Genomic DNA, 25,412 nt, shown 5'->3' on the forward strand with positions numbered 1-25,412 from the left:
ACACGAACCACCGCTTGCAGCAGTTGCGTTTGAATGGTCGCTGCCCTACATCTTCAGGGTTTTCTGAAGCATTTCCGGGGTCTCTTCCGGTCCTGCCGGGAAGCTTGAAAAGCGAGCAATGGGCAGAGCGGACCGGCGAAGCGTCCGCATGCTGCAAGAGGAAGATGTGAATGGCGAAGATCAAGAACGTCGCGATCCAGATGGATCATGTCTCCGGCATCAATATTGCCGGCGACTCCACCTTCGCCATCAGCCTTGAGGCGCAGGCGCGCGGATACCGGCTGTTCCATTATACGCCCGAGCGACTTTCCATGCGCGATGGCAAGATTTACGCCACCGTCGAGCAGATGGAACTGCGCGACATCAAGGGTGATCATTTCTCCCTGTCGGAGCCGGAGCGGGTCGATCTCTCGACCATGGATGTCATCCATCTGCGTCAGGATCCGCCCTTCGACATGGCCTATATTACCTCGACCCATTTGCTCGAGCGCATTCATCCTAAGACGCTTGTGGTCAATGATCCGGCCTGGGTTCGCAATTCGCCGGAAAAGATTTTCGTCACCGAGTTTGCCGATCTGATGCCGAAGACGCTGATCACCAAGGACGTGAGCGAGATCGCCCGCTTCCGCAATGAGATGGGCGATATCATCCTCAAGCCGCTCTACGGTAATGGCGGCGCGGGGGTCTTCCATTCGGCGCGTGATGACCGCAATTTCTCCTCCCTGTTGGAAATGTTCGGCCAGATGTTCCGCGAGCCCTATATCGCCCAGGAATACCTGCCTGACGTCCGAAAGGGCGACAAGCGCATCCTGCTGGTGGATGGCGAGCCGGTGGGTGCGATCAACCGCGTGCCGGCGGAAAACGACGCCCGCTCCAACATGCATGCCGGTGGCCGGCCTGAGCCGACGGAACTGACGGCGCGGGAACAGGAAATCTGCCGCCGCATCGGTCCTGCCCTGCGCGAGCGCGGTTTCCTCTTCGTCGGTATCGATGTGATCGGTGATTATATGACGGAAATCAACGTCACATCACCGACCGGCATTCGCGAAGTGCGCAAATTCGGCGGCGCCGATGTGGCGAGCCTGCTGTGGGATGCGATCGAGAAAAAACGCGACGCCCAGGAGTTCTGAGGCGATCTCGATCGCTCCCGGTTTGTTCCATGCGTACAACTCGATACAACTAAAATACATCGCCTGCGAGAAATTGTTCTCTAGGTGTTCTTGTTTTATTCTTTGCTCTGTGGCACGTTGCTTGCGGGTGGCCGCCATGGAACACGAAGTTCCGATGATGCGGCCGGTTTGCGGGGGCAGGCCATGGTGGCACGGGTCAATACGGTTGCATTTCAGGGCATAGAGGGCGTGCCCGTCGAGGTGCAGGTGATGGTCGCACCCGGCAAGATCGGTATCCAGATTGTCGGCCTGCCGGACAAGGCGGTGGCCGAAAGCCGCGAGCGGGTGCAGGCCGCGCTACACGCCTCTGGTCTGGCCTTGCCGGCAAAAAAAGTCACCGTCAATCTGGCGCCTGCCGATCTGCCGAAGGAAGGATCGCATTTCGATCTTCCCATCGCTCTCGGCCTCATGGCTGCTCTCGGCGCCATACCGGCGGAAGCGCTCAGCCAATATGTGGTTCTCGGTGAACTTAATCTCGATGGCACGATTGGCATGGTTTCTGGCGCGCTTCCGGCGGCCATCGGCGCCAATGCGCTCGGCAAGGGGCTGATCTGCCCGGCTGAAAGCGGGCCGGAAGCGGCCTGGGCCGGCGCCGGCATCGATATTCTCGCCCGCGCAGCCTCATTGCGCTCGCCAATCATTTTCGCGGCAACCAGCTTCTGTCGCGCCCCACACCCGCCATCCGCGCCAATCCGGTCAACCTACCGGATCTGGCCGATATCAAGGGACAGGAAAGCGCCCGGCGCGCTATGGAGGTCGCGGCCGCCGGCGGTCATAATCTGCTAACATTGTGCTACATTAAGTTGGCAGTAGACGCTGATTCAGCCCGTGTAGTCAGTGGTTGTCGTAGATGAGGCGGGCGGGCTAAACTGATTGCGGGCATCCACAGTTAGCGCGTCCCATGACTGCCTTATCGTCGCGATCTCACGGTAAGTAAGAGCTTCTTGGTCAAGCACGCAAACCATCAAGTCATTGACGTAAATCTCTGGTATCTGGGGATTGAACAGTGACGCAAGAGCGTCTTCTGGTGTTTTGCAATGAACTGAGCCATGCCACCCAGAGGTAAGAAGGAGCGCGACATGCGCAGGGAAGTCACTCGCAAGGCGAAGCGGATCGATTCCTAAACCAGTCCCGCTACTTTCTTGATGTACTAATAAGGCGCTTTTCGAAGTAGGAGGAACGTTTCCTTGCGCTGTGAATTGATTGTAAAACAGATAAGTTCCAGTGTCGAAGAGGCACAACTTTTCGAGTTGAGTTGAGTCACCTGCTGCCCTCTGTACACTGATCGACCTGCTATCTGCCCTTTTTGCCTGAACTAAAGTAACGAGATAGTCCCTCTCATCGCCTCGCCTCAATTCGATGATTAGACCAAAATCCGATCCGGTCTTTCCTTCATTTCCGTGATTAGCCATGTCTGCGATATTCAGTATCACGCAATCGCGAACTCCTTCAGAGTCCGTGTCAACGCTAGAAGACCGGAATTTTCGGACGGATGTTGCCGCCGCCGCTATTAGTGCACCGTTAAGCTCTGGCTCATGTGAGCCAGAACTAACCATGTCCGCGATGGTGTGGGTCGCTTCGGTGAGCGCCCAGTACAGCGCCCAAAGCCCTGGGTCTCTGAAGTTGTTTGGCTCCCTCATGATGAGCCTATAGAATTCTTTAAAGGTCTCTTGGCCGTGTTCTAATAAGAAATTGACGTCAGGAGCAATTCTATCAATAAAAACTCCCGATTTCATGAGTTCTTTAATCGTGAAATGTGCGTAGCCGTAGTCGCACATCAAGAAGTTTCCGAACTGCTCTTCCTCTTCCCTATCTAAGATGAAATCAATCTCTCGCATGCGTAATGAAACCCTGTCGTCTGAAATTCGGTAACGCACATGAGTAAAGACGACTGGTTTACGAACCGTAGCAAGGCGCTCATCGAGCTCTACAAATCCTGAACCGTATGTGAGTAGATAACGGCAATCGGTGTCTGGACATGCTAGCCGCTGTTGTCCATAGTCCTCCGACGTTATGCTACATTATCGGGTGAATTTTGCTCCTGCTCGATAGTAAAACGCAGGCTTCCAACCGTCCATACGCTGGACGGTTCGGGTAAATGCTCTTCCTCTTCTTGAGTGCTGAGACCCCTCAGCTCCTTAATCAAATGGCACATCGTGGCGCTGGCTGCTCGCTCCCGAAGTTGCGCTATCGCCGTGACGAGCTGATTCCAGTTGGAGAACGTGGCATCTTCATCGGCTACGACCAGTCGGAGTGAATGCGCGTAGTGCCGCGTGAGTACAAGCAAGCTGATTTCGGGTCTCGTCGGACGTGCCGGCAGCCGAAGGGTCGCATAGAGTTCGGCCGAGCTCGCAGCGTCGAGCCATGAACGCACCTTGCGGAGCCAGTCGCTCACCTGCTGGTTCAGTCGGCCGGTCCTTGCCAGCATCGTGGCGAAATCCTCGCCGTACGGGTCCTGATGCTTCAGTTGCACGAGGGTAATGTGTTCGCCCGACTTCTCGACAATCACCAAATCAATGTCCGTCAAATCCTTGCCAGCCCGCCTCAGCTTGATATTGCCCCGGAACTCCAGCGTCGGAAGCGCCGAGCAGATCGCCTTTTCGACAGCTCGCTGCAATACACTTTCCCGCGCCCGCTGCGCCCGGTCATACTCCTTTGGAAAGCTATGCTGCAGTGAATTCAGAAGGAACAGCATGACCTGATCCCCCGTCGCGCCCGCTAAGGGTCTGATGACATGATCGTCGGAGCACTGGATCAACGGAGGTAGTGGCGCGCCTGGACGATCAAGCAGCGCCAGATTGCGCCTGCTTACGGAGAGTGCTTCGAAAATGATCCGCACGTCATCATCGGCCACCGTCACATGACCTTCAAACTTTTCGCCGAACTGATTGATGAAGTCGCGCAGGCCTTCGAGAAAGCCCGCGGTCTCGACCGAGACGGTGAGGACGTTCTCGAGTCTGATCGAAGGCTCCTTTTCCAAGAGCGCTTGCACGAATGCACGATGTTTCATCGCCACTGACACGATGAAGATCGCTGCGAGTTTGAAATTCGCGAATGTCACTCCGCCGAAGGTCGTCGAGAAATGGAATGTATCGAAACCCTTGGCGAGCAGCATCTCGCTATAGGCGTGCCCGAAAAAGTAAAAGTCTAGTGTGGGGTCGGCCTCGTAGCCAATAAAGTGCTTCGCGAAGGGATAGACGAGATCGGCGAGCAGCGATCTGACTTCGTCGCCGATTCTGACGCCGATGGTTGCCTGATAGTCCTCCGTGAACCTTTTCTTGTGGTACCCTTTATGAAGACGCTCGAGCTCGCGTTCGTGCAGCTCGAGATCGGCCAGCTTCGCGGGTAGCACGATGCGGAAACGATCAGGCAGCTTCTCTATCCGGCCCCCCTTTGCCGCCAGGCTTTGCGCCACGCGTCGACCGTGCTCGATTGCGCCGGCAACACCGATGAGCGAGTACACCGCAGCAGAGTAGGTGAGGCTGCGCTGGATCGTCACTGTTGGCGCGTCGAACTGTTGATGTGCCTGCATTGCCAGCTTGATGATGCGGACAACACCGATGCGCATGAGGTATGAGCGCTCGTTGTCGGCTTCGGTCGGCGCTGTTCCTATCTCCACACGTTCAAAATCAAGGTCGAGTTCGTTGACGGCGATTCGCATCAACAGCCCGAGACGATCGGTGGCGACTTCAGCCGCGAGAATCCGTTCCTCTTGATTCAGGCTCTCGTAGAACTCTCTTAGGATGTCCTTCACCTGACACCAATCCCCAATGCATATATATTTTAGCTTATCAAGCGATGACCATGGGTTTGGAAAGTGAAATTTGGAGCCTACAACATTTCGGACACGAATAGCGCGTTGCTAATTAGTGCCCCGAGATCGCAATGGCCGGCTCGATATCGGCTTCCTCATGATCATCCACGAGCGATGCGATCCACTGGTCGTAGCCCTGGTCTGGATGATCGACGGGATAACCCACGCTTGCAAGCAGCTGTTTGCTCTCCGCCTTCATACTCTCATACAGTTCCGGATCACTCTTCATCGTTTCATCGAGATTCTCGATGGAGAAGGCCTTGTTAATTGCTCTGACGTGATCGGAAACTGGCTTAGTCGTCTGAGGAGGCGCGGTCGGGTTTTGTGTCAAACCCGATCCATCGGTTATCACAAGAGGAGTCGGCTCGAAGAGAAACGCCAGTGAAACCATGTTGGGATCGAAGGGTTCTTTTTTGAACATCGAGTAACTGAAACCTTTCAGTTTGATAACCCGAAACTTCGCCTGCTCGGCAAGATGAATTAGCCATTTGGCAACTCCGAGCGAGAAAACTGATATGAGGTTTTCACCGTCAACACTGCTAAGGCGGTCAAGGAAGACTTCCAGCGTCTCTCCCGCCTCAAACCGCGTAAACATCGCACTGGCAAATGCCTCATCCTTAGCTGCATTCTCGACAATCTGCGTGTGTAGGGCTTGTAGGCTGGCGGCGGAGATTGATTCCACTTGGATCGGAGTCGTCAAGAACAGAAGCCATGGGGTTCTGCGCTTGTTCAACTGAAATTTGGTAATATCGCGAATAGTGTCGACCAGCCTTCCAGACGTATCGACATCGTCATTGGCTAAGGGCTCGCATGCATCGATGTTTACAACATCGTATGGGCCTCCCTTTTCCATTTCAATGAAGGCCTCTGAGTTGGTCACGCTAACCTGCTGTAGGCGAGAGCGAACCACTCGGGAGCTGGATACTACTGCACCTTGGTGGGTCAAAGCGAATTCGCTCACGTTCTGACGAAGGCGACGCTCCTCGCTCTCAGACCCATAACAGAACCCTGTGTACCGGAGCTTGATCGCCTTCTGAGCGCACAAGTCCGCCATCATCCGGACATCCAACAGGTCTGGACCAGGGAGCGTCATGTATCGAAGCGGATGGCCGTCATTGAATCCCGCGGCATCGGCGAGCCTCTCAATTATCGAGTCCACATGATGTATCCACTGACGTCTGCGGATGTATTGTTTTCGCGGCTTATGCCAGGGCGCGAAGATTAATGCCTCCGGAGACGATGGTGGCGGTGCTTCTGGCGGGAGGGAATATTCGGCGAAATCGTCGCTACCGTCATCATCAATCATCGGGCACTCTCGAATATGCGAAGGAGATCGAAAATCAGCTCTGCGCGCCCTTGCTCGGTCAGTGTTTCCAATACACCGTGCGCGTCGAGTACAACTGAGATTGTTTTAACCAAATCGACATCAGTCGGCGGAAGTGACTCGGGCACGGGCTGCTTCCTATTGAGCGAGACAGGCAGGTCGCCCACAGAAAACGATTCTCGCGAATTCTCGAGCCCCTGAATTCTAGGAGGGGTCGAGTCGTCACCTCTCATTTTCGTCCAAACATCTTCGGACAGCTTATCCAGATCAGGTCTTATATTGCGAGGAAGTAACCAGTCAAAATCAGGCAGAGTCTCGAAACGCTGTTCGCGGGCGGCTCGTCCCATTTTTTTATGAACGGTTGCGAACTGTCGGAAGGCACCATGGAGCCACTTTTGGATATACAGAAAGTGTGGATGGCTGGTGTTGTACGATTCTCGGTCAATGTTCAAAGCACCATCCAAGCCTTCCTTGACGAATATTTCGCAAGTGATCTGCTTCTTACGGGTTTGCTCAGATACTTGGTAACCGAGGAATTCGGGATCGAATAGCGTTCCACTGGCGTCGTTAACCCGGACGATCGCTCCAATATTCTCCTTGGGAACGATCCTGCTATTCCAGTAGAGATAAGCTTCAAACGATAGGTCTCCACCAGACCGATTGGCCGTTGCCCCACCAAATGAGGTTTGGACGCTACCTACAAACATCAATGGTTTGGCGATGCGAGAGTCAGCTTGCAGTGTGGGCGGCAGTGTGATGGGCCGACGAAGCTCGACCGAGTCAATGGTAACCTGAAATTTCCCTAGTGGGTCAGAGTGACCAGCTAGCAGATCGAACTCATCCCTAAGACGGAGAGAGGACGGTGGGACCGCGTCCGCCGCCCCTTTCTTCTTGTTTGAGAGCCGGAATACATCGAAGGTTCCGTCATTCGAGATGTCGAATGGATGGCGATCGATATACTTGATTGGCGAGGCAACGCTCACTCGCCAAAGCATTTTTAGATAGTTGTCAAAGTGAGCGAGGTTCGCCTGCTCTTTCGAGGAACGGCCAGTTCGAATAGCCGCACCCATTAATTTCTCAAACTTCGCAAGGGGGGTGTCGGTGGTTTCCCAAGGAAGCTTGGGCCGCTCGATCAATTTCCCTTCGTCATCGAGGCGACCTATGTTGAACTCGGGCGGCAGAACGATATCCATGAGACCGCTGCCGTCGTCTGGATCATTGTCATCAATCGCCGACCAGATTTCTTGGCTTTGGAGCTTTTGTCTGATAGCCGGCCTGATAGCACTGAGAATAATCGTCGTGCCGTGCTGCTCAGTATCGGGGGAATCTTCTGCAAGGACGCTGAATGTCCCGCTTGAATAGTTTTTCGCCTCGCCTTCGTCTACCAAAGCGTCTTCTTTGTAAGTGTGTAGACGTATCGATGCCGATACACGCCTGTTTTCGTTCTTTCGCTTGGATATTATCTGAAATTGCTGAGTAAGCTGAGCGACGGCAAAGAGGCCGATGCCTATTTTGCCTATTAGCTTTCTGCCACCTGGGCTTCGTCTAGGGTCCGTTTGAGCGACAGTGCCGAGCTCTTTTCCCTCGGCTGTCCGCTTGGAGCTCCCGCCAATGTTCTGGAGAAGATGGCCGATAATCTCTTCATTCATACCATTGCCGTTATCCGTGATTCTGATCTCACTGAAAAACGGATAGTCGCAGTCGATAGTGACTTCGGTGGCATCGGCATCGTATGCGTTTGAGATCAGCTCTCGAAAGGCTGACCACGGTTCGCGATAAATTCCGTCGGTAACACGAGCGATGATGCGGTCATTGGTCTTGAGCTCGCCTGTGACCGCGGCCTTTGTTGCAGCGCTTTCCGCAATACGCTTGGCAAGCGGTTCCGCCGTTCCGGGTTCTGTGGCCATTCTTGGTCTACTCCGACGATGATGCAACCTTTCCTAGCAGCCGCCAAAAAACAATCAAGAGCAATGGTTAGCTCTTAGGTAAAAGGAAGTGATTGGCGACAATCTTCGGCGATCGTCGCCATGTCGGTAGACAAACTCGAAGAGCCGATGCTTAGAACGCAGTGATAAGCTATATTCGGTCTATATAGTTCACTTTTCTGTTGTCCTGATCTTCGCCGGTAGGCACGCTTTGGGTATTTCTCCGAGCGCCTACAATGGCATACCAGTTCGCCCGCATCGAAATTTTTGCCCGTTCCGACAAGGCGGGGCGAACCACGGATTTCATTTTCAATGAGGTCACGCGGGTTCCCTCGGCATCGGTGCATGTCCAATCCCCGAAGCCCCCAGAAATCGTGTACGGCCTCGACGTGAATGCGCTGCGCACGCTGCATGATGAACGGGCAGCGGCGGCGAGGACGCCGAGAACGGACAAGAACGGCAAGACGACATTTAAGGCAATCCGCAAGGCGCAGAACACCCTAGCAGCCGTCGTCTTCAGCCACCCCGCGACGATGGAGGAATACCGCGCCAGCGCCGACGTCCGCCGCGACGTCCAGAAATGGGAGCAGGCCTCGATCGACTGGCTTCGGGAACAGTACGGGGATCGGCTCGTGTCGGTCGTGCGGCACACTGACGAAAGCCACCCGCATGTACATGCCTACCTGCTTCCCGACGACACGGAGATGCGGGCGGGGCGGCTGCACGCCGGCTATGTTGCGAAGAACGCCGTTATCGACGGTGGAATGCTTCCAGGTGAAGACAAGAAGGCCCTGGATAAGCGCGCAAACCGCGCCTACGTCGCGGGTCTCCGGGAGTGGTTAGACGACTACCACCAGCGGGTGGCCGTTCCCGCCGGCCTTACCCGTATCGGTGCCGGGAGGCGTCGCCTGACGCGGGCGCAATGGCATCAGGAGAAGGCGCAGGCTGCGGCACTCAAGCAGGCCGTAGAGCGGGCTGCCGTCGTAGAAGCGAAGGGCCGCGCCTACATCGAAAGCACGAAACGGAAGGCTGCTGCGATCAAGGCGGACGCCGCGAAGGTGAAAGCTTCGGCGGATCGCCTGAAGGGCGTCGGCGGGGCCGTTCGCGCTGTCCTCGACGGGGCACGGGAGTCCTCTCTACGTGAGAGTGTCCGGCAGGAATCTGCCGCCGAGATCGCCGCGGCGAAGGCTGCCGTGGAGAAAGCCAAAGCGGTCGCCGGCAGAGAGCGAAACTCACGCCGCGAGTTTGAGCGAAAGGCTGCTGATGCCAACTATGCGCTCCGTCAACAGCGACAACGTCTCGTCGCCGCGCAACAGGAAATCCGGAATTTGTCGCAGGCGCTTGCCGCCGCGCTGGACGAGCCGACACCAACACCAGGAGGGATGACGCCATGAAGGACGTCGGCGAAGAGATTTGCTGGAAGAATGCCCGCGCGATCCTGCGCGATATCGGTATGCCGCACCTGGATTGGGCGCATGGCGCTGCCGTGAATATTGTGCGGCAGTGCATGAACACCCGGCATCGTCCGACTTACCATCAGCAGACGTTGCTGGAGATCGAGTCTCCAGCGCTGCTTGCGTACTTGGAACGGTTGTCGACGTCGGGAGATGCGACGGGCTGGCGGACGCTTCGGGATCGTGTTCATTCCCACGCGGAGTTTCTCCGAGAAACTGGCATTCAGCCTTGCGCTCGCCCATGGCTGGCGGCGATCTGGCACGCGCTCCCCGGACTCGCGGCCATCGGCCAAGGCATCCTTGATGACCAGAAAGGGCCCAAGAGTGTAGCGGATTTCGAAGCCGCACCCGCGCCGACCGATACCGATGCGAAAGCCGGCGACGGCGGCGACGAAAAGGGCAGCACGGGCAAGACCGGATCGGCGGGGACGGCGGCCAAGCCGCGTCCGTCGCGGCTGGCCTTGCCTGTCGTCGCTGTGGTGCTGACCGTCGCCGAGATGAAGGCGCTCGATCTCCGCGACGACGCCAGCGATGCCGACGGGAAGAACGACGTCACGCCCGTCGGCCCTGACGGGACGAATGGCCCAACAGGCCCGAAGATGGCAGGAGGCCCGAAATGATCGATCTTCTCGCCGAACCGCCGTCAACCGATATCGCATGGCAGATGGTCAATGCCGTTCTCCCTAGCGAAGCGACAACGATGTACGGCCGCGTCCTTCAGGTCTTCACGGCGGCACTCGCATTCCTCGGCAGTCTCCTCGTCGCCTATCAAACCTTGCAGGCGATAGTTGCCTCAGCCCGCACCGGAGAGGCGCTTGGCGGGCGGTGGCACCATATCTGGACACCCCTGCGGGCTGTCTTGGCATTCGGGCTTCTGATCCCCCTGTCTTCAACTGGGTTTTCCAGCGTTCATTACGTACTACGCGACTTTGTTGCCCGGCCTGGTATCAATCTCGGCAATGCCCTGTCGAATACGGGCATCACCACCGTCGTCAAGGAGGGCGTCACGATAACGCCTGCGTCCTCGAACGGGTCGAGCATTGCGATGACGGTATTGCGACACGAAGTCTGCGCGGCGGTCTACAATCAGGCCGGCAGTCTTTGGGGGTGGAATGCGCGTCTGCCCGATCCAGAGGGCGCTGAGACGGGTATCTTCGGGTCCGAGCGCCGCCACACATGGGCTTATGGTCCGACGTGCGGCCAGTTCTCCCTCAGCGCCCTCGACGATCGCCCGTCGTTCTCCAAGGCGCGGCGTGAGGCAATGAAGACGTTCGTGGTTGCCTTCCGGACGGAGGCGGGCCGATACGCGCGCCTTGCCGCCGAAACGTCGGGGCTGTCCTCGGCGAATGCAGCGGCGAAGGCGGTGACGTCCAAGGTGCTGTCCCCCGATCTGGTCCAGAACATCCGATCCATGGGGGCCGCCTACGATCGTGCAATAACGGTCGCGGCGAAGGAAGAGGCCAAGACCATTGCGGCCGACTCCCGCGATGCACTCGTTGAAGGAGCCCGTCGGGAGGGTTTTCTGACGACGGGGATGTACTGGAGAACCTTGGCGCAAATCTCGGACGTTACGACGTCCATGACCAACGAGAGGCCCGAGGATACCCCGCCGCGCGTCGATGGGGATTTCGGGGAGGCGATAGCGAAGGCATTCGCCGCGCTTCGGCTGCAGGTTTCAGGCGAAGCCGAACGGCAGGCTTTGAGTGCCAATGATTTTGCCGCGGCGGGCGACGAGACCGCAGACCTCGCCACGAAAATCCTCGCGCCGATATCCCGTTCGATTATTGAATGGGCCGCAACCCCTGCCGATGATGGACAGCCTCGCGACGAGATGGGTGCACTGATTTCTTCGGGCCACGCGATGATGGCGGGTGTGTACGCTGCTATCGCCGCTGGTGGCATAATCGCAGGTGTTGCAGGGAACCAGATCGTTGAGTTTTTTGGGGCGGCGGCTGTCGACTACTTTCTGGACTGGTCGAAGTTCGCCATCATCCCCGTCTGGATCATCGGCGCGCTCAGAGCTTACGTGATCCCCTTTATGCCGCATGTGTTCATGATCGTCTCCGGCGTTGCCCTGCTGGCCAACCTGATGGAGGCAATGATCGCCTTGCCGCTCTGGTGCCTCCGTTGGCTCAAGATGGACGGCAGCGATGATTTCGCGGGAGACAGCGTCAAGGTCGGCCTACTCTTCGTTGTCAACATTTTCTTGCGGCCTGCATTGGCCATGCTCGCGATCTTCGCGGCGTATGGAGTGTTTAATCCGATCCTCGGAATGCTCGACCGTATGTGGGCCACGGCCTTCCTGGCGCAGTCTGGTGGGCATGTCGTTGGACTTCCGGGTTACATCCTGCTGACCTTCGGACAGACTTACATGATCTGGTACGTCGTCTCGAGGACGTATGGTCAGACATGGGCTCTCCCTGACCGGGTTCTGGCCTGGTCCGGTCAAAGCACTTCCTACGGCGAGTCCGGGCTCGTCTCCGGTGCGTTCGGCGGAATGATGGCTGTTGCCGGACGCGGCATGTTGCCCAAGAATATTCTTCCAGGGCTTTCGAAAACGGGAGGGAAATCGAAATGAAGAAACTGGGTTTCTGGATAGTCGGCGGGCTTGGTGTAGCGACGGTCTGCGGTCTGGCGGGGTTGCCGCACCTGTCGGCGACGGTCTTCACACTGACAGTGTTTTGCGCCACGCCGGCGATACTCTTTCTTGTCCTCACTTGGTTGTTCGGTGTCGTTTGGTCTCTGCCTGATCGTATCGCGGCTTGGGGGGAATCCGCGGCGAATGTTTCAGTCGGCGGAAAGAAAGAGGGCGGAGCATGAGAGGGGGGCTCAACTGGGCGCGAACAATGAAATCCATCACGATCGCCGTCGCCGCACTGGCGGCATTCATGGCGGGGCCTGCGGTGGCAGAGGTAATACTCCACACGTCGCCTCTACCCGCGAAGTTCATGCCGCATGAACAGGGCGCACACGAGCAAGGCGGGCAACGGGGATATTGGTTTCGTGGTCACACGACCGACATCAAGTATTCGTCCGGGGGCGGAGACGAGGTGTTTTTGAGGATGCACGGCTTTCAGGGCATCCAGCTGGTCGGACTGCCGCCGTTCGTGCGTGAGGTGTCCACGGCAGACGGACGTCTGCTGCGCGGCGTCCCTCAACCAGGAAATTTCACCGTCGAGATGCACCGCGACGGGAAACGCATTCCGACGCTCGACATGCACATGAGGTTCATTCCGCGATGACACGTTCTCTGTTCAGCGGTCTCATCTTTCTCGCCTTGACCACCCTACCGGTTCAAGCCGGAACACTCCTGCAGCCGCCGGCCGACACGCTGCGCGTGGAGTTCGCCAGTCCCGACACATCGCCGACCGACCGCTTCAAGGCCGGCGAGCCGCTAACCGTAGGCGTCGTCGTCACTAGGTCGACGGGGGCTGTCCAGGTCGTGCCGACGTCGACGCCCGACTGGATGACCTACGATCCGAAAACACGGGAGTTTTCGGGGGTTCCTGTGGCAGGTGAGCATGAGCTCGCCGTGAGGGTGATGGACGTTGGAACGGGGCAGACGGCAATGGGAATTCTGACCCTGAACATCGATGCGAGGTGATCAATCGGGCCCTGTCCCTGTAAGTCGGTCTTTCATGTTCGAGATTTTGTCGGCAACTTGCTCGGGATCGTAACCTTGTCGCGCTAATATGTGACGAGCACGAGTATCCACGTGTGAAAGGCCACGTATCACGAGATCAGGCTGGAATTCCGACATGAATACATGGAAGGCCTCAAAATAGGCCGACTCGACAATCCGCGCGTCTGGGCGGCGGATAGCTTTTGCCTTCTTGCGGTGCTTGGCGGCATAGGCTGCCTGACGAGCCTTCCGAGTTTCTTCCTGCTTCATGTCGTCGTCTACACCCCTCAGCGGCCTGTATCGGTTTCGGCGGTGCCTGCGTCAAGGCCGCGACGATCGCAGACACTGATATACGCAATGTCTTCAAGCTGCTGAGCAGTCCGACAATCATCAGCAACGAAGTCGAAGAGGAAGCGGTTTTCGCCGACAAAATCACCGAACTCGCGGCGCTCGACCCTGTAAATGCTCTCACCTGGTCCGCGAGCGCCGACGCGGTAGAAGAAGCATTCCCAACCCGCAACCTGAAAATCAACCTGAACCGTCCGCATCTCTGTATCCCCTTCTTGACATAACCAGAATCTTACGCCGTGAGATCGGCGGCAAATAAAAAATCACGCCGTGAGGTATTTTTTCAGGCAGCGCGGATGAATGCGCGACGGCCGGCGGCTTCGGCAGCGCGACGGGCCTCGGCGGCGCTGGCGGCAGTGGCGGATGCGATGGAGTTGCAGCCGTCAACGACTTCCCACAAGAATGTACCGTCAGCACAATACGTCACGACAAGGTCGAGCACTCGACCGTCGCACGACATTCCAGCGGCTTCCCCGCAAACGTCGGCGTCGGGTTTCCAGGGCATTACATACAAGTCCATATCTTTATTCCTTTTGCTGATCTTGAGTTTGACTTAGCCGAATGCCAGTCCCGCGAACTCGGTGAAATCCGCCGCATCGCGCACTCTTTCCGATCCCGTCATCACGTAGATGCGGTGGCAGTCCCCGAGGCCGTATTCTTCCCTGACATGGATTTCCGTGTCGCCGATCTTGTGCTCTGAAACGAATGCTCCCATCCGCCGAACCGTCATCTGTCTACCTCGACGATCGCCGTCGCGCTGTTGCGCGTGTGCGCTCGGCAACCGCTCAAGAAAGCCGATGTTGTCTGATGCGCCGATTACGCCGGCGCTCACGAATACTTCGCTGGTCATGGCTTTACTCTTCCTCGAACCCCGACATTGCCTCACGGATGTAGTGCCAGGCTTGGGCAAGCCGCTGCTTGCGCGTTTCTTCATCGATTACCGTGATGTTCGTATTCCTCACATTCTCTCTCCATGTTCGTGACTAAGTCTGTCGCTGTGACGAGGTCCAGCATACTGAAAGAAGGAAAATATCCAATAGGGAGTCTGGCTAACCTATTGAAATAATTTATTAAAGAACTCGTTCAGCCAAAATTGGATCGAGTTCTTTGATTTCGAGTTAATTGAAGACGCCGCCACCCTCTGAGTCCTTCAATTATGGCGAGACGGACGTGAAAGTGGTTCCGCTCTGGTGAAGTCTTGGAAAAAAATATTTCACTTCCAAGTGAGTCTCGCGACCTTCGCGATGAGTACGGCAGGCAGCAAGAGCCAAAGGATAATACTCGTCATCTCGACGGCTTCGGGGGCCTTGGTCGCGACGACGTAAAGGACGGTGAAGGCTGCCATGGCAAGTGGCAGGGAGAGGATGCGAAGTGCGATCATTGGCGTTTCCTTCTTTCAGGCCGTGGCTTCGAGGCGACGGAATGCCTGGATGCCGCCCTGTTGAAATTCACGTTTCATGTCGTCGGCAGTGCCCGGGATGCGCGAGCGCCGGACAAGGTGTCGGGCCTGCGTCTTGGGGTCTACTTTGTAGAGCAAGGCAATGTAGCAGATGAGCCCCCCGAAGCTGTCCCGATGATTAACCTCCTCGACTTGAATGGAGAACGTCAATCCCGGAATGGTTGTCGTGTTGATCTGCATCGGAGCGCCTTTCACCTATGATTTCACTACCATTTCTTTTTATCACAGCGTGAGAATCGAGCCCAGGCAATAACGCGGCATGGTTGAGTTGTGCCGGAGAGGCAGTTAACGAGATCGGTAGAGTTTTAGGAGTTCTGGAGTGAAGGGCCTGTTCCCTGTTCGATCCCTCCGGAGGGGATCGGACCCGCCCTGCGGGCGGAAACCTTGATGTTCCCCGTCCCGATGCCTCCAAGGTGGCCGGCGCTCGGAGCGGCAGTCACCCCGCAGGGGCCGTAACGACGTGGAGGACGGCACCGACGTTGACAGAGTGAGAACGCTGGCAAGCTTGCTGGTGAGGGTGGGGAGATGGATTTAAAGATAGTCTGATCCATCTAAGTGTATATTAGCGCTGTACGAGGCTGCATACGTGGCCGTACAGCACCGTTGACTTCAAAATGGACCCGTGGGCCATCTGAATGCGGTAACCGCATCCGTGGTGAAGAAGAGCGTATAGGAGCGCCAACATAGTGGTCCTCGATATCGAGGAGGGCGCGGGAATTCGCGCATGCCGAGACCGGAATCTAGGGTAGCCGCAGGAGGTTCAGCATAGCGCGGCCGGCACGGCCGGAACCGGGACCGACTGCCCCCGGATTGGCATTCCGTTTAGGCGACCGCCTTGTAGAGTTCGACCGCTTCGAGCGGACGGGCCGCGGGGAACACCGCGGCGGCTTCCGCGATCACGCGCGCGATGCGATCCCTCGAACCGTGACGATCGGCGAGACGTCGTAGACGGTCGAGCGCATAAGCCTTGGCGAAGGCGGTATCCCTGTCGGCGCGGTCCGCCTCGCGCCGCTCGGCCTGACGGACGAAGGAACGTTCTGCCCGGAGCCGTTGATACTCGGCTTCGAGCGGTGCGACGTCCTGCTCGGTGGCGTCCACCGCGGCGTCAAAGCCTTCCTCGCCGCCGAACTCGACGCGTGACAGGAAAGTTGCCGCGAGACCGTGGCGCATCCAGACGCGCCACATGGGCGCTTCCACACGGCCGACGACTTCGTCGGTATCGTGCAACATCTGCTCGCCACCTTCGCCGTCGCCGGCCAGCGAGGGAATGTCGAGCTTTTTGGCGAGCGCGGCGGATACGACGCAAGAGCGCGTTCCGGGCATGGTTTCCATGTATTCCCGCCAGCGGGCGAACATGGCGGTGTCGCCGTCCGCCGCGGCTATGGCGATATCCCACGGTGTCAGCGACATCTCGGCCTTGGTCTCGTCCTTATGGCCTCCAGCGATCTCCCACGCCATGCTGCCCTTGGCTGTATAATCGCTTGCGTCGGCGGCGTCCCGCGCAACCCGGACATGCCAGCCGTGCCGATCCGAAACCTTGCCGCCTCTGGCGCGGACTTGCTCGGCGTAGGCCCTGGCGATCCATGCGCCAGCCGCTTCGGCGCGCTCGTAGGCGTCGGAGAACTCGTAGAACTCGGTACCCTCGCCGTCGGGGCCGTCGACCATGATGGATAGGTGCTGATGGTAGTGCCAACCGTTCGTCACGCTATACGTCACTTCCTGACCAACGACGACGCCGAGAATACCGTAATCCCTGACCGCCTTCGTCCAGGCGCGGCCCTTGCGGGCGGTGCTGGAGGCGGTTGCTACGAGGCCCTTAATATCGGCAAGTGACATGTCGAGCGAGTGGGATGCGGTAAGGACCACGAGAGCCGCGCGACCTCCGCGCTTGAACGTGGCATCGGCAGCAGCCTGAACACGTTCGGCTCGGTCGTGAGCTTTCTTCGTGGCGCAGACGGGGCAGAGCCACGGCGAGCCACATCGGAAGATGCCGGAAACGCCGGCGCGTATCTCGCCCGTCTCGGTCGTGGTGCGGAGGTGGATATTGACGCTGGTGGCGTCGTGTCCGGGCATACCGCAGCCGACGACGGCGGGGCCGCGAGCACCTTCTTCGGCGGGCCGGCAGAGCCGTTGGATTTTGGACAGGAGGCTCCATCGCTTTACAGTGGATGATCCAGGAAGAGAGGCTTGGGTAACCTGGCGGGGGAGCGTAGAAACTCCGTTCCCGCGATGCGGAACCGTAGCTCCTCCACTCCCGAGGCGGCCCTTTTTGGGCCTTACCTGCGCGCCTTCGGCTTGCTCATCGCCTTCGGCGATACGGGCGCGGGACCGCGCCACCGAGGCCGCAATCATGTCCTGAACAAGCTGGGAGGGCTGCGAGACGGCGGCACGTACACGCGCCTCTGCGTCATCATAGGGATCGAACGTAAAGCCCTTGTCAGCGAAGAGCTTGTCAACAAATTTGAGTCTGAGGGTTGGGGGTGACGCAGACTTGGCTGGGGTATGTCCCAGCCCGGCGGTCACTCAGCCGTCAACGGCGGCTTTACAACAATTTCAAGATCGTTCATCATTATCGAACATTCCCAAGAAAACCGCCGGAGGGTTGCGAGCCCGTTGATGGCGGTTTTTTCATGGTCGGTCGAGATGGCGCAGGGGTCAAGCGCCGAAAAGGGGATTGCCTCCTCAAGGTTCTCCAAGCCATCAGTCGATATGATCGCGCGCGCGGAGAAGTGCGATATCATCTGGGTCGGTAGCGTGGTATGAGACGAACTCTTTGGACGTCACGGGGCCAATTCCGAACCTTTCTATAAGATCACGATCTTTCGATCCCCATAGAATGGCTATCTGCTTAGGCCCGAGAATGTCGCGAGCGCCGCCATTCTTCCGAAGACGCTTCATATAATCGTCCTGCTGCGCAATCGCCTCCACCTGGCTGCGTGAAATTGGCTGCCCCTGTATTCGCTCGAATAGTGCCGCCAGCCGCCACTTGCCCGTGCCGGCCTCCATGATCGCCTTCCGCTCGGCAAGAGGCAGCACCTCCCAGAAGTTCTTAGGATAGGGCTGCCGTCTCAGTATCCACCAGATGTGGACGTACTGCGCAGCAGCAATCTGCCCCTTCTTGTCCTGGTTGTTGCTGGTACGGAGATAGTCCGGCCGGCATACGACCAGGCCGACGTCGCAAAGGGCGGTGCGCTCGTCCGCCTTCATGAGGATAGCGGGACGTCCGATGCTCTCCCTCGGTATCATCCAGTCTCGGGCGGTGGTCATCTTGATATCAACCTCGACACCGTTGACGGACAGGTCGAGGATTTTTCCCTTGGGCATTCCGAGGAAATTGCGCAGCAGGATTTCGACCTTGGTCCCTATATAGGTCTTCTCGGTTTTCTCGATCTCCGCGAGGGTGAATCTGTTTGTACGCGGTGCATCGATGACTTCGTCAAAAGCTTGACGGAACAGTCCAGTCACCATTTCCGTGAATGCGTCGAAGCCGCCGCCGGCAGAGACGATCGCACGGTCTATGGCGGACAGGGTCGCGAAGTCCTGATGTAGCGAATCGAGAGGGGCATGAGACATGTCCCGCATGATTGCCGGACATGGTTAGCGGATGGTTAAGCTATCAACCTACGAGTGCCGAAATAGGACGGCTCGCTCTCGTCTCCATAGCTTCGCGAAGTTTCGAAGCAACGGCTTTTGCAACGGGAGGAGGGAAGGCATTTCCGACCTGTCGATAGGAAGCTGTCTTTTTTCCGTGGAACTGCCACGCGTCATCGAACCCCTGAATCCTCGCTGCCATCCGAACCGTCAGGCGGGGCATACCGACGAAGTCCCGTTCGGGAGCCTCCTCGGCAATGGACTTACCGTTCACGCCAAGCGTGGCCCATGCCGCGCGCGCGCGCGTGGGTCCAAGGTCTGGACCGCCATGCTTCTTGGAACCACCGACCAGCGTGGGGGCGACCTCGTTGGCACGCTTCGCCCAAGCTTTCGCCCCCTTCCAGCCGTTGGCCGACATGAGGTCGACAAGCGTCTCTCCAACCGTCGGCGCGTCGAACGGGGACGGGGCCGGCCATTCGAAGTTGTCCTTGATGTCGTCGCGCAGAGCGACGATGATAACACGCGGGCGGAGTTGCGGGACGCCGTAGTCGCTTGCGTTGAATAGACGCCAGTGGGCTTCATAGCCGAGCTTCTTCAATTCGCCTCTTATGAAGCCGCGATAGTCCTCGAAAACAGCGGACAGGAAGCCGCGAACGTTCTCGATCATGATCGCCTTGGGGCGCGTCTCGTCAACGAGACGGATGGCCGCGGGGAACAGGTTCCGCTCGTCCTTGTCGCCGAGTTGCTTCCCAGCGACCGAGAAGGGCGGGCACGGCAAACCGCCAGCCAAGAGGTCGATACCCCTGTAGCTGCGAGCGTCGAACAGAGTCAGGTCTTCCTCGTGTACCGTCCAATCCTTGCGGTTCAGTCTGAGGGTTGCACAGCAGTCACGGTCGATTTCCACGACGCCGGCGTGGCCGAAGCCCGCAAGTTCAAGGCCTCGTGCCTGACCGCCGGCCCCGGCGCACATCTCGAGTGAAGTAAAAGACATCGGGGCCTCCATGCAGGAACAAAAGAAGAACATAGCCGCATTAGCACGCCACGCGAGTCAGCGCAACGGGTTCATCCGTCAAGATATTTCTACAAGGTTTCCCCAAGCTTAACCGGGGGAACGGAGCGAGAACCCACAGAATTACTTCTCGAGGAAATGCTCGATCCGATCTCGAACGGCGTCCATGTCACGAAGTTCACATTCCCAGATCACAAGCACCGCCCAGCCGGCCTCATCCAGAAGCGCCAGGTTCCTCTGATCTCGCTCGACGTTCCGATCCATCTTCGGACCCCAGTACGCCTTGTTCGATTTGGCTTCGGATCGGGCCTCCCAACATGTAGGGTCATAACGGAGATGGGCATGCCAATAGCAGCCGCGAATTTCTATGATCTTCTGCCTCGGCCCGAAGGTGATATCAGGTTTCCCAGGAAGGTCCTTGCGGTGTAGGCGATAGCGATACCCGAGAGAATGGACCAGTCTGCGAATAACCATTTCAGGCTTAGTGTCCATGGAGCGGATGCGAGACATCGTTCTGCTCCGCTGCGCGCTTGTCTCTGCCATGATAATATCCCCCACCCCGCCCAAAGGCGGTGCTGCGGCCCTCCCCCAGGGAAGGGCCTCACGCCCCCGCGGGGGCGACTTGGTTTCATCGCCGTCGCGCAGGCGCTCGGACGATGCCGTTACGCAATTCCGGATGCTCCCCCCAGTCCGAGGAAGAACTGGCCCAAAGCGTAGTTGTTGGGTTAGGACTCAAGTAACATTGAGACGACGCCATGGTCCATGCGAAACGCGAAGGGCATGGCCCCTTTCATACGTACTTCCAGCTGCGGCTTGAGGATCATAACTGGCCCGATGGGCCGGCATTCGACACGCTCCACCAACCCACGTAAAAGGGACGAAAGTTTGATCCGGAGTTCCCGACGCTTCTCCAAGTCTGCTTCTTCTAGCTGCCCAGATAGTTCATTTGCCGTAGCCAAACGCGCGATAACGCCTGGATCGGCTTGCCTGCTGGCTGCGGCTTCCTCTTGGTCTTTCAGTTGTTTTTTTAGTTCCTTAACGTCAGCGGCGGCCTGAATCAGTTGCTTCTCGACCTCTTCATCATCGGTTTTAGCAAAAACTGCCAGAAATCTAGCGCGCCGCGCCTTCGCGTCTGTGAGTTTTGCTTTCAGTGCTTCAACCTGTCGGAGCATCTGAGGTGTCTCATCATCCAGAGACGCGAGGGCGGCAACATCGACGTGGAGCAGCGCGGTCAACAGGTCCCTCTCAAGGCGGTCAACTCGAACGCGTCGGTTATTATCGCAACCCGCTTTCCGAAGGTTACTTGAACAGGCGAGGTAGATGCCGCCTTTCGGTGGTTTCCCCTTGTTCTGGATATGCATGGGGCCATCGCAGGAAGCACAGCGGGCCAGACCCTGAAGGATGTGAGCCCCTTTGTGGCCCTTTCTTCCTGACGCTGACTGCCGCCGTCCCTCGGTGGCATTTTGCGCCCGCCAGAAGGTCTCATCATCGATGATGCGAGGGTAGTAGTTGGTGATCGGGTCGCCTTCCGGTTTCCGATTGCGATTCTTGTGAGTCCCAGTGTGAGGCTGATACTCTCCGAGGACCGCCCGGCTCTGGATAACCTTGGCGATGCTCGACGTATGCCAACCCTTTCCGCCTCGGAACGTCGGCACGCCTTCCTGGTTTAGACGGCGCATGATCTCGCGCCGTCCGAAGCCCTCGATCGTCTCTCGAAAGATGCGTCGCACTAAATCGAAGCGTCCGTCCCGTTCAACAAATTTGTCGTCGCGAACCTCAAGCCATTCCGGGCATCGTGGGGTCAGGGGCTTGCCTTCGTTGCGAGCTAGCTCCTTCTTTTTTAGCCATGCTTCGCCAACCCGTTTGCTCTTTTCCCGACTTTCATCATGCCCACGGGCCATGACGGCCAGCGAAATGATGAGAGGTGTCCAATCGTTATCGAGGCGGCTGTACGAGTATTCCTGATTGTCGCTTAGGGTGACAACGGTAATACCCGCTTTCACCAGGGCCCATAGTTGCAACGCAGCGTCTATTACCCTTTCTCGGGACAAGCGATCTAGGCTTTCGACAATCAGGTATGAGCCCTCTTCGATCTCGCCTTGTTCAACGAGGTCTAGGAATGATCGAAGCGCTCCCTCCATTCGGTTCCTGCCACGGTAGGCACTGACGCCCAGATCGTGGAGGGTCTCGTCCAAAGTGATTCCGCGTTCAGCACACCATTTCTGCGCCCCCTCAGTCTGCCTACGGAGGGAGTCACCGCGCGCCTGCTCCGGGCTGGAGAATCGAATATATGAATAGGCTTTCGTCATGGTCTGCATTCCATATCAGATGGGATGCAATTAATGTAGCACAATTTCCTGATGGTCGGACCGCCCGGTTCTGGCAAATCGATGCTCGCCGCTCGGCTGCCTTCCATCCTGCCGCCGCTGGAGGTGGCGGAACTGCTGGAAGTGTCGATGGTGCATTCCATTGCCGGCCAATTATCGGGCGGCAAGCTCTCGGACCGCAGACCGTTCCGCACACCGCACCATTCCGCCACCATGGCGGCGCTGATCGGCGGCGGGTTGCGCGCCAGACCGGGTGAGGCCTCGCTTGCCCATCACGGCGTCCTGTTTCTGGATGAATTCCCGGAATTTTCGCCGCAGGTGCTGGATGCGTTGCGCCAGCCGCTGGAAACTGGCGAATGCATCATCGCAAGGGCCAATCATCGCGTCAGTTATCCCGCCGAAATTCAGCTCGTGGCTGCCATGAACCCCTGCCGCTGCGGCATGGCGGGAGAGCCGGGCTTCACCTGTGCCAGAGGTCCGCGTTGTGTAACCGATTATCAGTCCCGCATTTCAGGTCCGCTGCTGGATCGTATCGATATTCGCATCGACGTTCCCGCCGTTTCCGCGACCGATCTCATCCGACCCGTCGTATCCGAGCCGAGTGCGGTGGTTGCCGCCCGGGTCGCACGGGCCCGCCTTGCCCAGCAGGAACGTTATGCCGCGGCGGGGTTTCCTGCCATCCGCACCAACGCCCGCTGTACAACGACGTTGATCGAAAAATATGCTGAACCGGATGCATCCGGGCTGCAATTGTTGCGCGACGCCGCCGAGCGGCTGAAGTTTTCCGCGCGCGGTTATCATCGCATTCTCAAGGTCGCCCGCACACTTGCCGATCTGGATGGTAAACAGACGGTCGGCCGCATCCATGTGGCGGAAGCCGTGTCTTACCGCATCGCGGGGGAAAGGCTGACGGTCGCGGCCTAGAAAGTTGATCTTCGGGCCTTACCCGCAAAAAACGATGTGCCGCCAGCGGGGCGGGCGGCACATCGGGATATCAATTGACCGGTGCATAAGCACCGTGCGCGAGACTCTGCCTTAAAGCCCGAGGCCTTCGAAAAGCGCGGTCGAGAGATAACGTTCTGCGAAGGAAGGAATGATGACGACGATGTTCTTGCCGGCATTTTCCTCACGCGCGCCAACCTTGATGGCCGCCGCCAGTGCCGCACCCGAGGAGATGCCGACCGGCACGCCTTCGAGCCGTGCCGCCAGACGCGCAATTTCAAATGCCTCGTCATTGGTCACGGTGACGATTTCGTCATAGACGCCGGTGTCGAGAATGGCGGGTGCAAAGCCGGCGCCGATGCCCTGAATCTTGTGCGGGCCGGGATTGCCGCCGGAAAGAACCGGGCTGTCGGCGGGCTCGACCGCGATCACCTTCACTTCGGGCTTGCGCGATTTCAGAACCTGACCCGTGCCGGTGATCGTGCCGCCGGTGCCGATGCCGGAAACGAGGATATCGACCGTGCCGTTGGTATCGTTCCAGATTTCTTCCGCCGTTGTCCTGCGGTGAATATCCGGATTGGCGGGGTTTTCGAATTGTTGGGGAATGACGGCGTCGGGAAGGGTCTCTGCCAGTTCCTGCGCCTTGGCAATGGCGCCCTTCATGCCTTTCGGGCCTTCGGTCAGCACCAGTTCGGCACCCAGCAGCGCCAGCATCTTTCTGCGTTCGACCGACATGGTTTCCGGCATGGTGAGGATCAGCTTGTAACCCTTGGCGGCGGCGGTAAAGGCGAGCGCGATGCCCGTATTGCCTGAGGTCGGCTCCACCAGCGTGGTCTTGCCGGGGGTAATTTTTCCCTGCGCCTCCAGCGCTTCGATCATGGCAACGCCGATACGATCCTTCACGGAACCGATGGGGTTGAAGAACTCCAGCTTGGCGAGCAGGTTTGCCTTCACGCCCTTTTCCTTCGCCAGCTTGTCGAGCCTCACGATCGGCGTGTCGCCGATTGTTTCCGTGATCGAGGAATAGACGCGTCCGCGTCCGGGCTTTCTGGCTTCGGGCATGATGTTCTCCTGTATGAAGACCGCAAGTTTGAGCGGCAGAATAGGAGCAATAGCCCTCTCAGGCTAGCGAACGTTCGTCCTAATATCGCAGAATGACCGGAATAATTTTACGACAAATGGGGCAGGCGTATGAATTTATTTCAGGTGCTGCGGATTGCGATCATCGTCGCCGTTCCGGCCAGAATGCCGGCCGCCGTACGGTTGAGGATTGTCAAGGCGCTCGGCCGTTTCAGCAGGTTGCGCGCCTTGGCCGCAAGCAGGATGTAAGGCAATAGAACGGCCATCAACACAACGAAGGTGAGGGCGAGAAGCGTCGCATATTCTGACGGGCCAATCATGCGGATATCGATCAGCGTCGGCACCAGCGCCACATAAAAAAGCATGGTTTTTGGGTTGCCCAGCGTGACCAGCAGGCCGGACAGGAACGACATGGACATGCTGGAGCTTTTTTTAGCCTTCAGATCCTGTGGCAGCAGACCGGCGGTCCAGAGCTTCCAGGCGATATAGAGCAGATAGGCCGCACCTGCGAATTTCAGAACCATGAAGGCTTCCTGAAAGGTCTGCGCCACAAAGGCGAGCCCTAATATCACGGCCGTGAGGTAGATCATGTCGCCCAGTATCAAACCGAGGCCCATGAAGAAGGTTTCGCGGAAGCCCGACCCCAGCGCCCGCGCCACGATCGCCGTCATGCCAGGACCGGGAATGGCCGCGGCGATGAAAAGCGCGGTGGCATAGGCAAGAATGGTGGTCAGCGTCATGATCGTCTTCCCAGGAAATCCGCTGAATCCATAGCGAAATTGCCGGGTCAAAACAATCGGATCATGCGAGCTTGTGGGTTAAAGCCCCGTCGAACCGAAACCACCCGTGCCGCGCGCGGTTTCGGAAGTCTCCGTCACCTCGAGAACGGTCACCTGCGTCACCGGCGCGATCACCATCTGCGCGATGCGCATGCCACGTTCGATGGTGAAATCATCCTGCCCCAGATTGGCGAGAATGACCTTCACCTCGCCGCGATAGTCACTATCCACCGTGCCGGGGGAATTGAGGCAGGTGATGCCGTTCTTGATGGCAAGGCCGGAGCGCGGACGGATTTGCGCCTCATAGCCTTGCGGAACCTCGAAAACGAAACCGGTCGGCACCAGCGCCCGTTCACCGGGCTTAAGGGTCAGCGGCTCACCTTCGGGCCCCGCAGCGCGCAGGTCCATGCCGGCGGCGCCGCCGGTTTCATAAGAAGGCAGATCGAGGCCAACGCCATGGGCGAGGCGGACGAGGCGAAGAGGGGGGCGATTGTCGTTTTGAACGGTCATGCGGCATTAGTTTGCCGAGATCGCGGCGAGGTCAATTGCAAATGCGGGCCTGAAACGCT

The 25,412-nt window shown here is 58.1% G+C and carries 25 protein-coding genes and 2 pseudogenes; 9 read left to right on the forward strand and 18 right to left on the reverse strand.

The window, feature by feature from the left end; genetic code table 11:
* Nucleotides 1-170 precede the first annotated feature (170 nt).
* Together gshB and NYR50_RS14215 are read left to right on the forward strand one after the other, a co-directional pair.
* Nucleotides 171-1,130 carry a glutathione synthase gene (gene gshB, locus NYR50_RS14210; protein ID WP_269708177.1) on the forward strand — a complete coding sequence of 320 codons (960 nt, stop codon included), beginning with the start codon at nt 171-173 and terminating at the stop codon, nt 1,128-1,130.
* Nucleotides 1,131-1,313: 183 nt separating this feature from the next.
* Nucleotides 1,314-1,954: pseudogene (locus NYR50_RS14215) on the forward strand (magnesium chelatase domain-containing protein); the annotation flags it as partial.
* Between the two features lie 36 nt (nt 1,955-1,990).
* Here the strand turns inward: NYR50_RS14215 and NYR50_RS14220 are convergent.
* From NYR50_RS14220 to NYR50_RS14235, 4 genes are all read right to left on the reverse strand, one after another.
* Complete coding sequence (locus NYR50_RS14220; RefSeq protein WP_418136361.1) at nt 1,991-3,007, reverse strand: hypothetical protein; 1,017 nt, start codon at nt 3,005-3,007, stop codon at nt 1,991-1,993.
* Nucleotides 3,008-3,180: 173 nt separating this feature from the next.
* On the reverse strand, nt 3,181-4,923 hold the full coding sequence (locus NYR50_RS14225; RefSeq protein WP_418136362.1) for a hypothetical protein: 1,743 nt from the start codon (nt 4,921-4,923) through the stop codon (nt 3,181-3,183).
* Between the two features lie 112 nt (nt 4,924-5,035).
* The gene (locus tag NYR50_RS14230; protein ID WP_418136363.1) at nt 5,036-6,289 is read right to left on the reverse strand and encodes a PP_RS20740 family protein; all 1,254 of its coding nucleotides are present in this window, start codon (nt 6,287-6,289) and stop codon (nt 5,036-5,038) included.
* The gene (locus tag NYR50_RS14235; protein ID WP_418136364.1) at nt 6,286-8,214 is read right to left on the reverse strand and encodes an ATP-binding protein; all 1,929 of its coding nucleotides are present in this window, start codon (nt 8,212-8,214) and stop codon (nt 6,286-6,288) included. The genes NYR50_RS14230 and NYR50_RS14235 overlap by 4 nt, the downstream gene beginning before the upstream one ends.
* 254 nt (nt 8,215-8,468) lie before the next feature.
* Here NYR50_RS14235 and NYR50_RS14240 point away from each other — a divergent pair, with 254 nt between their 5' ends.
* The 6 genes from NYR50_RS14240 to NYR50_RS14265 are packed head-to-tail and all read left to right on the forward strand — an operon-like array spanning nt 8,469 to nt 13,290.
* Nucleotides 8,469-9,626: a plasmid recombination protein gene (locus NYR50_RS14240; protein WP_418136365.1), complete on the forward strand. Its 1,158-nt coding sequence runs from the start codon at nt 8,469-8,471 to the stop codon at nt 9,624-9,626.
* Nucleotides 9,623-10,306: a hypothetical protein gene (locus NYR50_RS14245; protein ID WP_418136366.1), complete on the forward strand. Its 684-nt coding sequence runs from the start codon at nt 9,623-9,625 to the stop codon at nt 10,304-10,306. The genes NYR50_RS14240 and NYR50_RS14245 overlap by 4 nt, the downstream gene beginning before the upstream one ends.
* The gene (locus NYR50_RS14250) at nt 10,303-12,264 is read left to right on the forward strand and encodes a DotA/TraY family protein (RefSeq protein WP_418136367.1); all 1,962 of its coding nucleotides are present in this window, start codon (nt 10,303-10,305) and stop codon (nt 12,262-12,264) included. The genes NYR50_RS14245 and NYR50_RS14250 overlap by 4 nt, the downstream gene beginning before the upstream one ends.
* Nucleotides 12,261-12,506, forward strand: a complete 246-nt coding sequence (locus NYR50_RS14255) for a hypothetical protein (RefSeq protein WP_418136368.1) — start codon at nt 12,261-12,263, stop codon at nt 12,504-12,506. The genes NYR50_RS14250 and NYR50_RS14255 overlap by 4 nt, the downstream gene beginning before the upstream one ends.
* A gap of 26 nt (nt 12,507-12,532) precedes the next feature.
* Entirely contained in the window at nt 12,533-12,928 is a 396-nt protein-coding gene (locus NYR50_RS14260) for a hypothetical protein (RefSeq protein ID WP_418136369.1), read from the forward strand.
* Nucleotides 12,925-13,290: a hypothetical protein gene (locus tag NYR50_RS14265; protein ID WP_418136370.1), complete on the forward strand. Its 366-nt coding sequence runs from the start codon at nt 12,925-12,927 to the stop codon at nt 13,288-13,290. Before NYR50_RS14260 ends, NYR50_RS14265 begins: the two co-directional genes overlap by 4 nt.
* Here NYR50_RS14265 and NYR50_RS14270 read toward each other — a convergent pair whose 3' ends face one another.
* The 11 genes from NYR50_RS14270 to NYR50_RS14320 all read right to left on the reverse strand — a co-directional run bounded on the left by NYR50_RS14270 (nt 13,291) and on the right by NYR50_RS14320 (nt 22,024).
* A complete protein-coding gene (locus tag NYR50_RS14270) occupies nt 13,291-13,578 on the reverse strand; it encodes a hypothetical protein (RefSeq protein ID WP_418136371.1) in 288 nt (95 codons plus the stop codon).
* A 17-nt stretch (nt 13,579-13,595) separates the two neighbouring features.
* A complete protein-coding gene (locus NYR50_RS14275; protein ID WP_418136372.1) occupies nt 13,596-13,856 on the reverse strand; it encodes a hypothetical protein in 261 nt (86 codons plus the stop codon).
* A gap of 83 nt (nt 13,857-13,939) precedes the next feature.
* Complete coding sequence (locus tag NYR50_RS14280) at nt 13,940-14,116, reverse strand: hypothetical protein (protein WP_418136373.1); 177 nt, start codon at nt 14,114-14,116, stop codon at nt 13,940-13,942.
* A 93-nt stretch (nt 14,117-14,209) separates the two neighbouring features.
* Nucleotides 14,210-14,506, reverse strand: coding sequence for a hypothetical protein (locus NYR50_RS14285; RefSeq protein WP_418136374.1), 297 nt, complete (start codon nt 14,504-14,506; stop codon nt 14,210-14,212).
* Between the two features lie 363 nt (nt 14,507-14,869).
* Nucleotides 14,870-15,037 (reverse strand): hypothetical protein, encoded by a 168-nt coding sequence (locus tag NYR50_RS14290; protein WP_418136375.1) that lies wholly within the window; start codon nt 15,035-15,037, stop codon nt 14,870-14,872.
* Between the two features lie 15 nt (nt 15,038-15,052).
* Nucleotides 15,053-15,295, reverse strand: a complete 243-nt coding sequence (locus NYR50_RS14295; RefSeq protein ID WP_418136376.1) for a hypothetical protein — start codon at nt 15,293-15,295, stop codon at nt 15,053-15,055.
* 642 nt (nt 15,296-15,937) lie between these two features.
* The gene (locus NYR50_RS14300; protein ID WP_418136377.1) at nt 15,938-17,188 is read right to left on the reverse strand and encodes a hypothetical protein; all 1,251 of its coding nucleotides are present in this window, start codon (nt 17,186-17,188) and stop codon (nt 15,938-15,940) included.
* A 627-nt stretch (nt 17,189-17,815) separates the two neighbouring features.
* Nucleotides 17,816-18,688, reverse strand: coding sequence for a NaeI family type II restriction endonuclease (locus NYR50_RS14305; RefSeq protein WP_418136378.1), 873 nt, complete (start codon nt 18,686-18,688; stop codon nt 17,816-17,818).
* Between the two features lie 43 nt (nt 18,689-18,731).
* On the reverse strand, nt 18,732-19,697 hold the full coding sequence (locus NYR50_RS14310; RefSeq protein WP_418136379.1) for a DNA cytosine methyltransferase: 966 nt from the start codon (nt 19,695-19,697) through the stop codon (nt 18,732-18,734).
* A 141-nt stretch (nt 19,698-19,838) separates the two neighbouring features.
* A complete protein-coding gene (locus tag NYR50_RS14315) occupies nt 19,839-20,258 on the reverse strand; it encodes a very short patch repair endonuclease (protein ID WP_418136380.1) in 420 nt (139 codons plus the stop codon).
* Between the two features lie 182 nt (nt 20,259-20,440).
* Nucleotides 20,441-22,024 (reverse strand): recombinase family protein, encoded by a 1,584-nt coding sequence (locus NYR50_RS14320; RefSeq protein ID WP_418136381.1) that lies wholly within the window; start codon nt 22,022-22,024, stop codon nt 20,441-20,443.
* Nucleotides 22,025-22,063: 39 nt separating this feature from the next.
* Between NYR50_RS14320 and NYR50_RS14325 the strand changes: the two are divergent.
* Nucleotides 22,064-22,966: pseudogene (locus NYR50_RS14325) on the forward strand (YifB family Mg chelatase-like AAA ATPase); the annotation flags it as partial.
* Between the two features lie 111 nt (nt 22,967-23,077).
* Here the strand turns inward: NYR50_RS14325 and cysK are convergent.
* From cysK to dut, 3 genes are all read right to left on the reverse strand, one after another.
* Nucleotides 23,078-24,046, reverse strand: a complete 969-nt coding sequence (gene cysK / locus NYR50_RS14330) for a cysteine synthase A (RefSeq protein WP_418136382.1) — start codon at nt 24,044-24,046, stop codon at nt 23,078-23,080.
* 140 nt (nt 24,047-24,186) lie between these two features.
* Nucleotides 24,187-24,804: a LysE family translocator gene (locus tag NYR50_RS14335; RefSeq protein ID WP_418136383.1), complete on the reverse strand. Its 618-nt coding sequence runs from the start codon at nt 24,802-24,804 to the stop codon at nt 24,187-24,189.
* A 78-nt stretch (nt 24,805-24,882) separates the two neighbouring features.
* A complete protein-coding gene (dut, locus tag NYR50_RS14340; RefSeq protein WP_418136384.1) occupies nt 24,883-25,353 on the reverse strand; it encodes a dUTP diphosphatase in 471 nt (156 codons plus the stop codon).
* Between the last annotated feature and the right edge of the window lie 59 nt (nt 25,354-25,412).

The sequence above is a fragment of the Agrobacterium sp. El2ro-1b genome (assembly GCF_048298475.1).
Classification (GTDB): Bacteria; Pseudomonadota; Alphaproteobacteria; order Rhizobiales; family Rhizobiaceae; genus Agrobacterium; species Agrobacterium fabrum.

Excerpts from the sequence above, each read along its gene's own strand:
- gshB (WP_269708177.1), top strand. The coding sequence starts at position 171 with ATGGCGAAGATCAAGAACGTCGCGATCCAGATGGATCATGTCTCCGGC.
- NYR50_RS14220 (WP_418136361.1), bottom strand. The coding sequence starts at position 3,007 with ATGCGAGAGATTGATTTCATCTTAGATAGGGAAGAGGAAGAGCAGTTC.
- NYR50_RS14230 (WP_418136363.1), bottom strand. The coding sequence starts at position 6,289 with ATGATTGATGATGACGGTAGCGACGATTTCGCCGAATATTCCCTCCCG.
- NYR50_RS14235 (WP_418136364.1), bottom strand. The coding sequence starts at position 8,214 with ATGGCCACAGAACCCGGAACGGCGGAACCGCTTGCCAAGCGTATTGCG.
- NYR50_RS14240 (WP_418136365.1), top strand. The coding sequence starts at position 8,469 with ATGGCATACCAGTTCGCCCGCATCGAAATTTTTGCCCGTTCCGACAAG.
- NYR50_RS14245 (WP_418136366.1), top strand. The coding sequence starts at position 9,623 with ATGAAGGACGTCGGCGAAGAGATTTGCTGGAAGAATGCCCGCGCGATC.
- NYR50_RS14250 (WP_418136367.1), top strand. The coding sequence starts at position 10,303 with ATGATCGATCTTCTCGCCGAACCGCCGTCAACCGATATCGCATGGCAG.
- NYR50_RS14255 (WP_418136368.1), top strand. The coding sequence starts at position 12,261 with ATGAAGAAACTGGGTTTCTGGATAGTCGGCGGGCTTGGTGTAGCGACG.
- NYR50_RS14260 (WP_418136369.1), top strand. The coding sequence starts at position 12,533 with ATGAAATCCATCACGATCGCCGTCGCCGCACTGGCGGCATTCATGGCG.
- NYR50_RS14265 (WP_418136370.1), top strand. The coding sequence starts at position 12,925 with ATGACACGTTCTCTGTTCAGCGGTCTCATCTTTCTCGCCTTGACCACC.
- NYR50_RS14270 (WP_418136371.1), bottom strand. The coding sequence starts at position 13,578 with ATGAAGCAGGAAGAAACTCGGAAGGCTCGTCAGGCAGCCTATGCCGCC.
- NYR50_RS14275 (WP_418136372.1), bottom strand. The coding sequence starts at position 13,856 with ATGCGGACGGTTCAGGTTGATTTTCAGGTTGCGGGTTGGGAATGCTTC.
- NYR50_RS14280 (WP_418136373.1), bottom strand. The coding sequence starts at position 14,116 with ATGTCGTGCGACGGTCGAGTGCTCGACCTTGTCGTGACGTATTGTGCT.
- NYR50_RS14285 (WP_418136374.1), bottom strand. The coding sequence starts at position 14,506 with ATGACCAGCGAAGTATTCGTGAGCGCCGGCGTAATCGGCGCATCAGAC.
- NYR50_RS14290 (WP_418136375.1), bottom strand. The coding sequence starts at position 15,037 with ATGATCGCACTTCGCATCCTCTCCCTGCCACTTGCCATGGCAGCCTTC.
- NYR50_RS14295 (WP_418136376.1), bottom strand. The coding sequence starts at position 15,295 with ATGCAGATCAACACGACAACCATTCCGGGATTGACGTTCTCCATTCAA.
- NYR50_RS14300 (WP_418136377.1), bottom strand. The coding sequence starts at position 17,188 with ATGCCCGGACACGACGCCACCAGCGTCAATATCCACCTCCGCACCACG.
- NYR50_RS14305 (WP_418136378.1), bottom strand. The coding sequence starts at position 18,688 with ATGTCTCATGCCCCTCTCGATTCGCTACATCAGGACTTCGCGACCCTG.
- NYR50_RS14310 (WP_418136379.1), bottom strand. The coding sequence starts at position 19,697 with ATGTCTTTTACTTCACTCGAGATGTGCGCCGGGGCCGGCGGTCAGGCA.
- NYR50_RS14315 (WP_418136380.1), bottom strand. The coding sequence starts at position 20,258 with ATGGCAGAGACAAGCGCGCAGCGGAGCAGAACGATGTCTCGCATCCGC.
- NYR50_RS14320 (WP_418136381.1), bottom strand. The coding sequence starts at position 22,024 with ATGACGAAAGCCTATTCATATATTCGATTCTCCAGCCCGGAGCAGGCG.
- cysK (WP_418136382.1), bottom strand. The coding sequence starts at position 24,046 with ATGCCCGAAGCCAGAAAGCCCGGACGCGGACGCGTCTATTCCTCGATC.
- NYR50_RS14335 (WP_418136383.1), bottom strand. The coding sequence starts at position 24,804 with ATGACGCTGACCACCATTCTTGCCTATGCCACCGCGCTTTTCATCGCC.
- dut (WP_418136384.1), bottom strand. The coding sequence starts at position 25,353 with ATGACCGTTCAAAACGACAATCGCCCCCCTCTTCGCCTCGTCCGCCTC.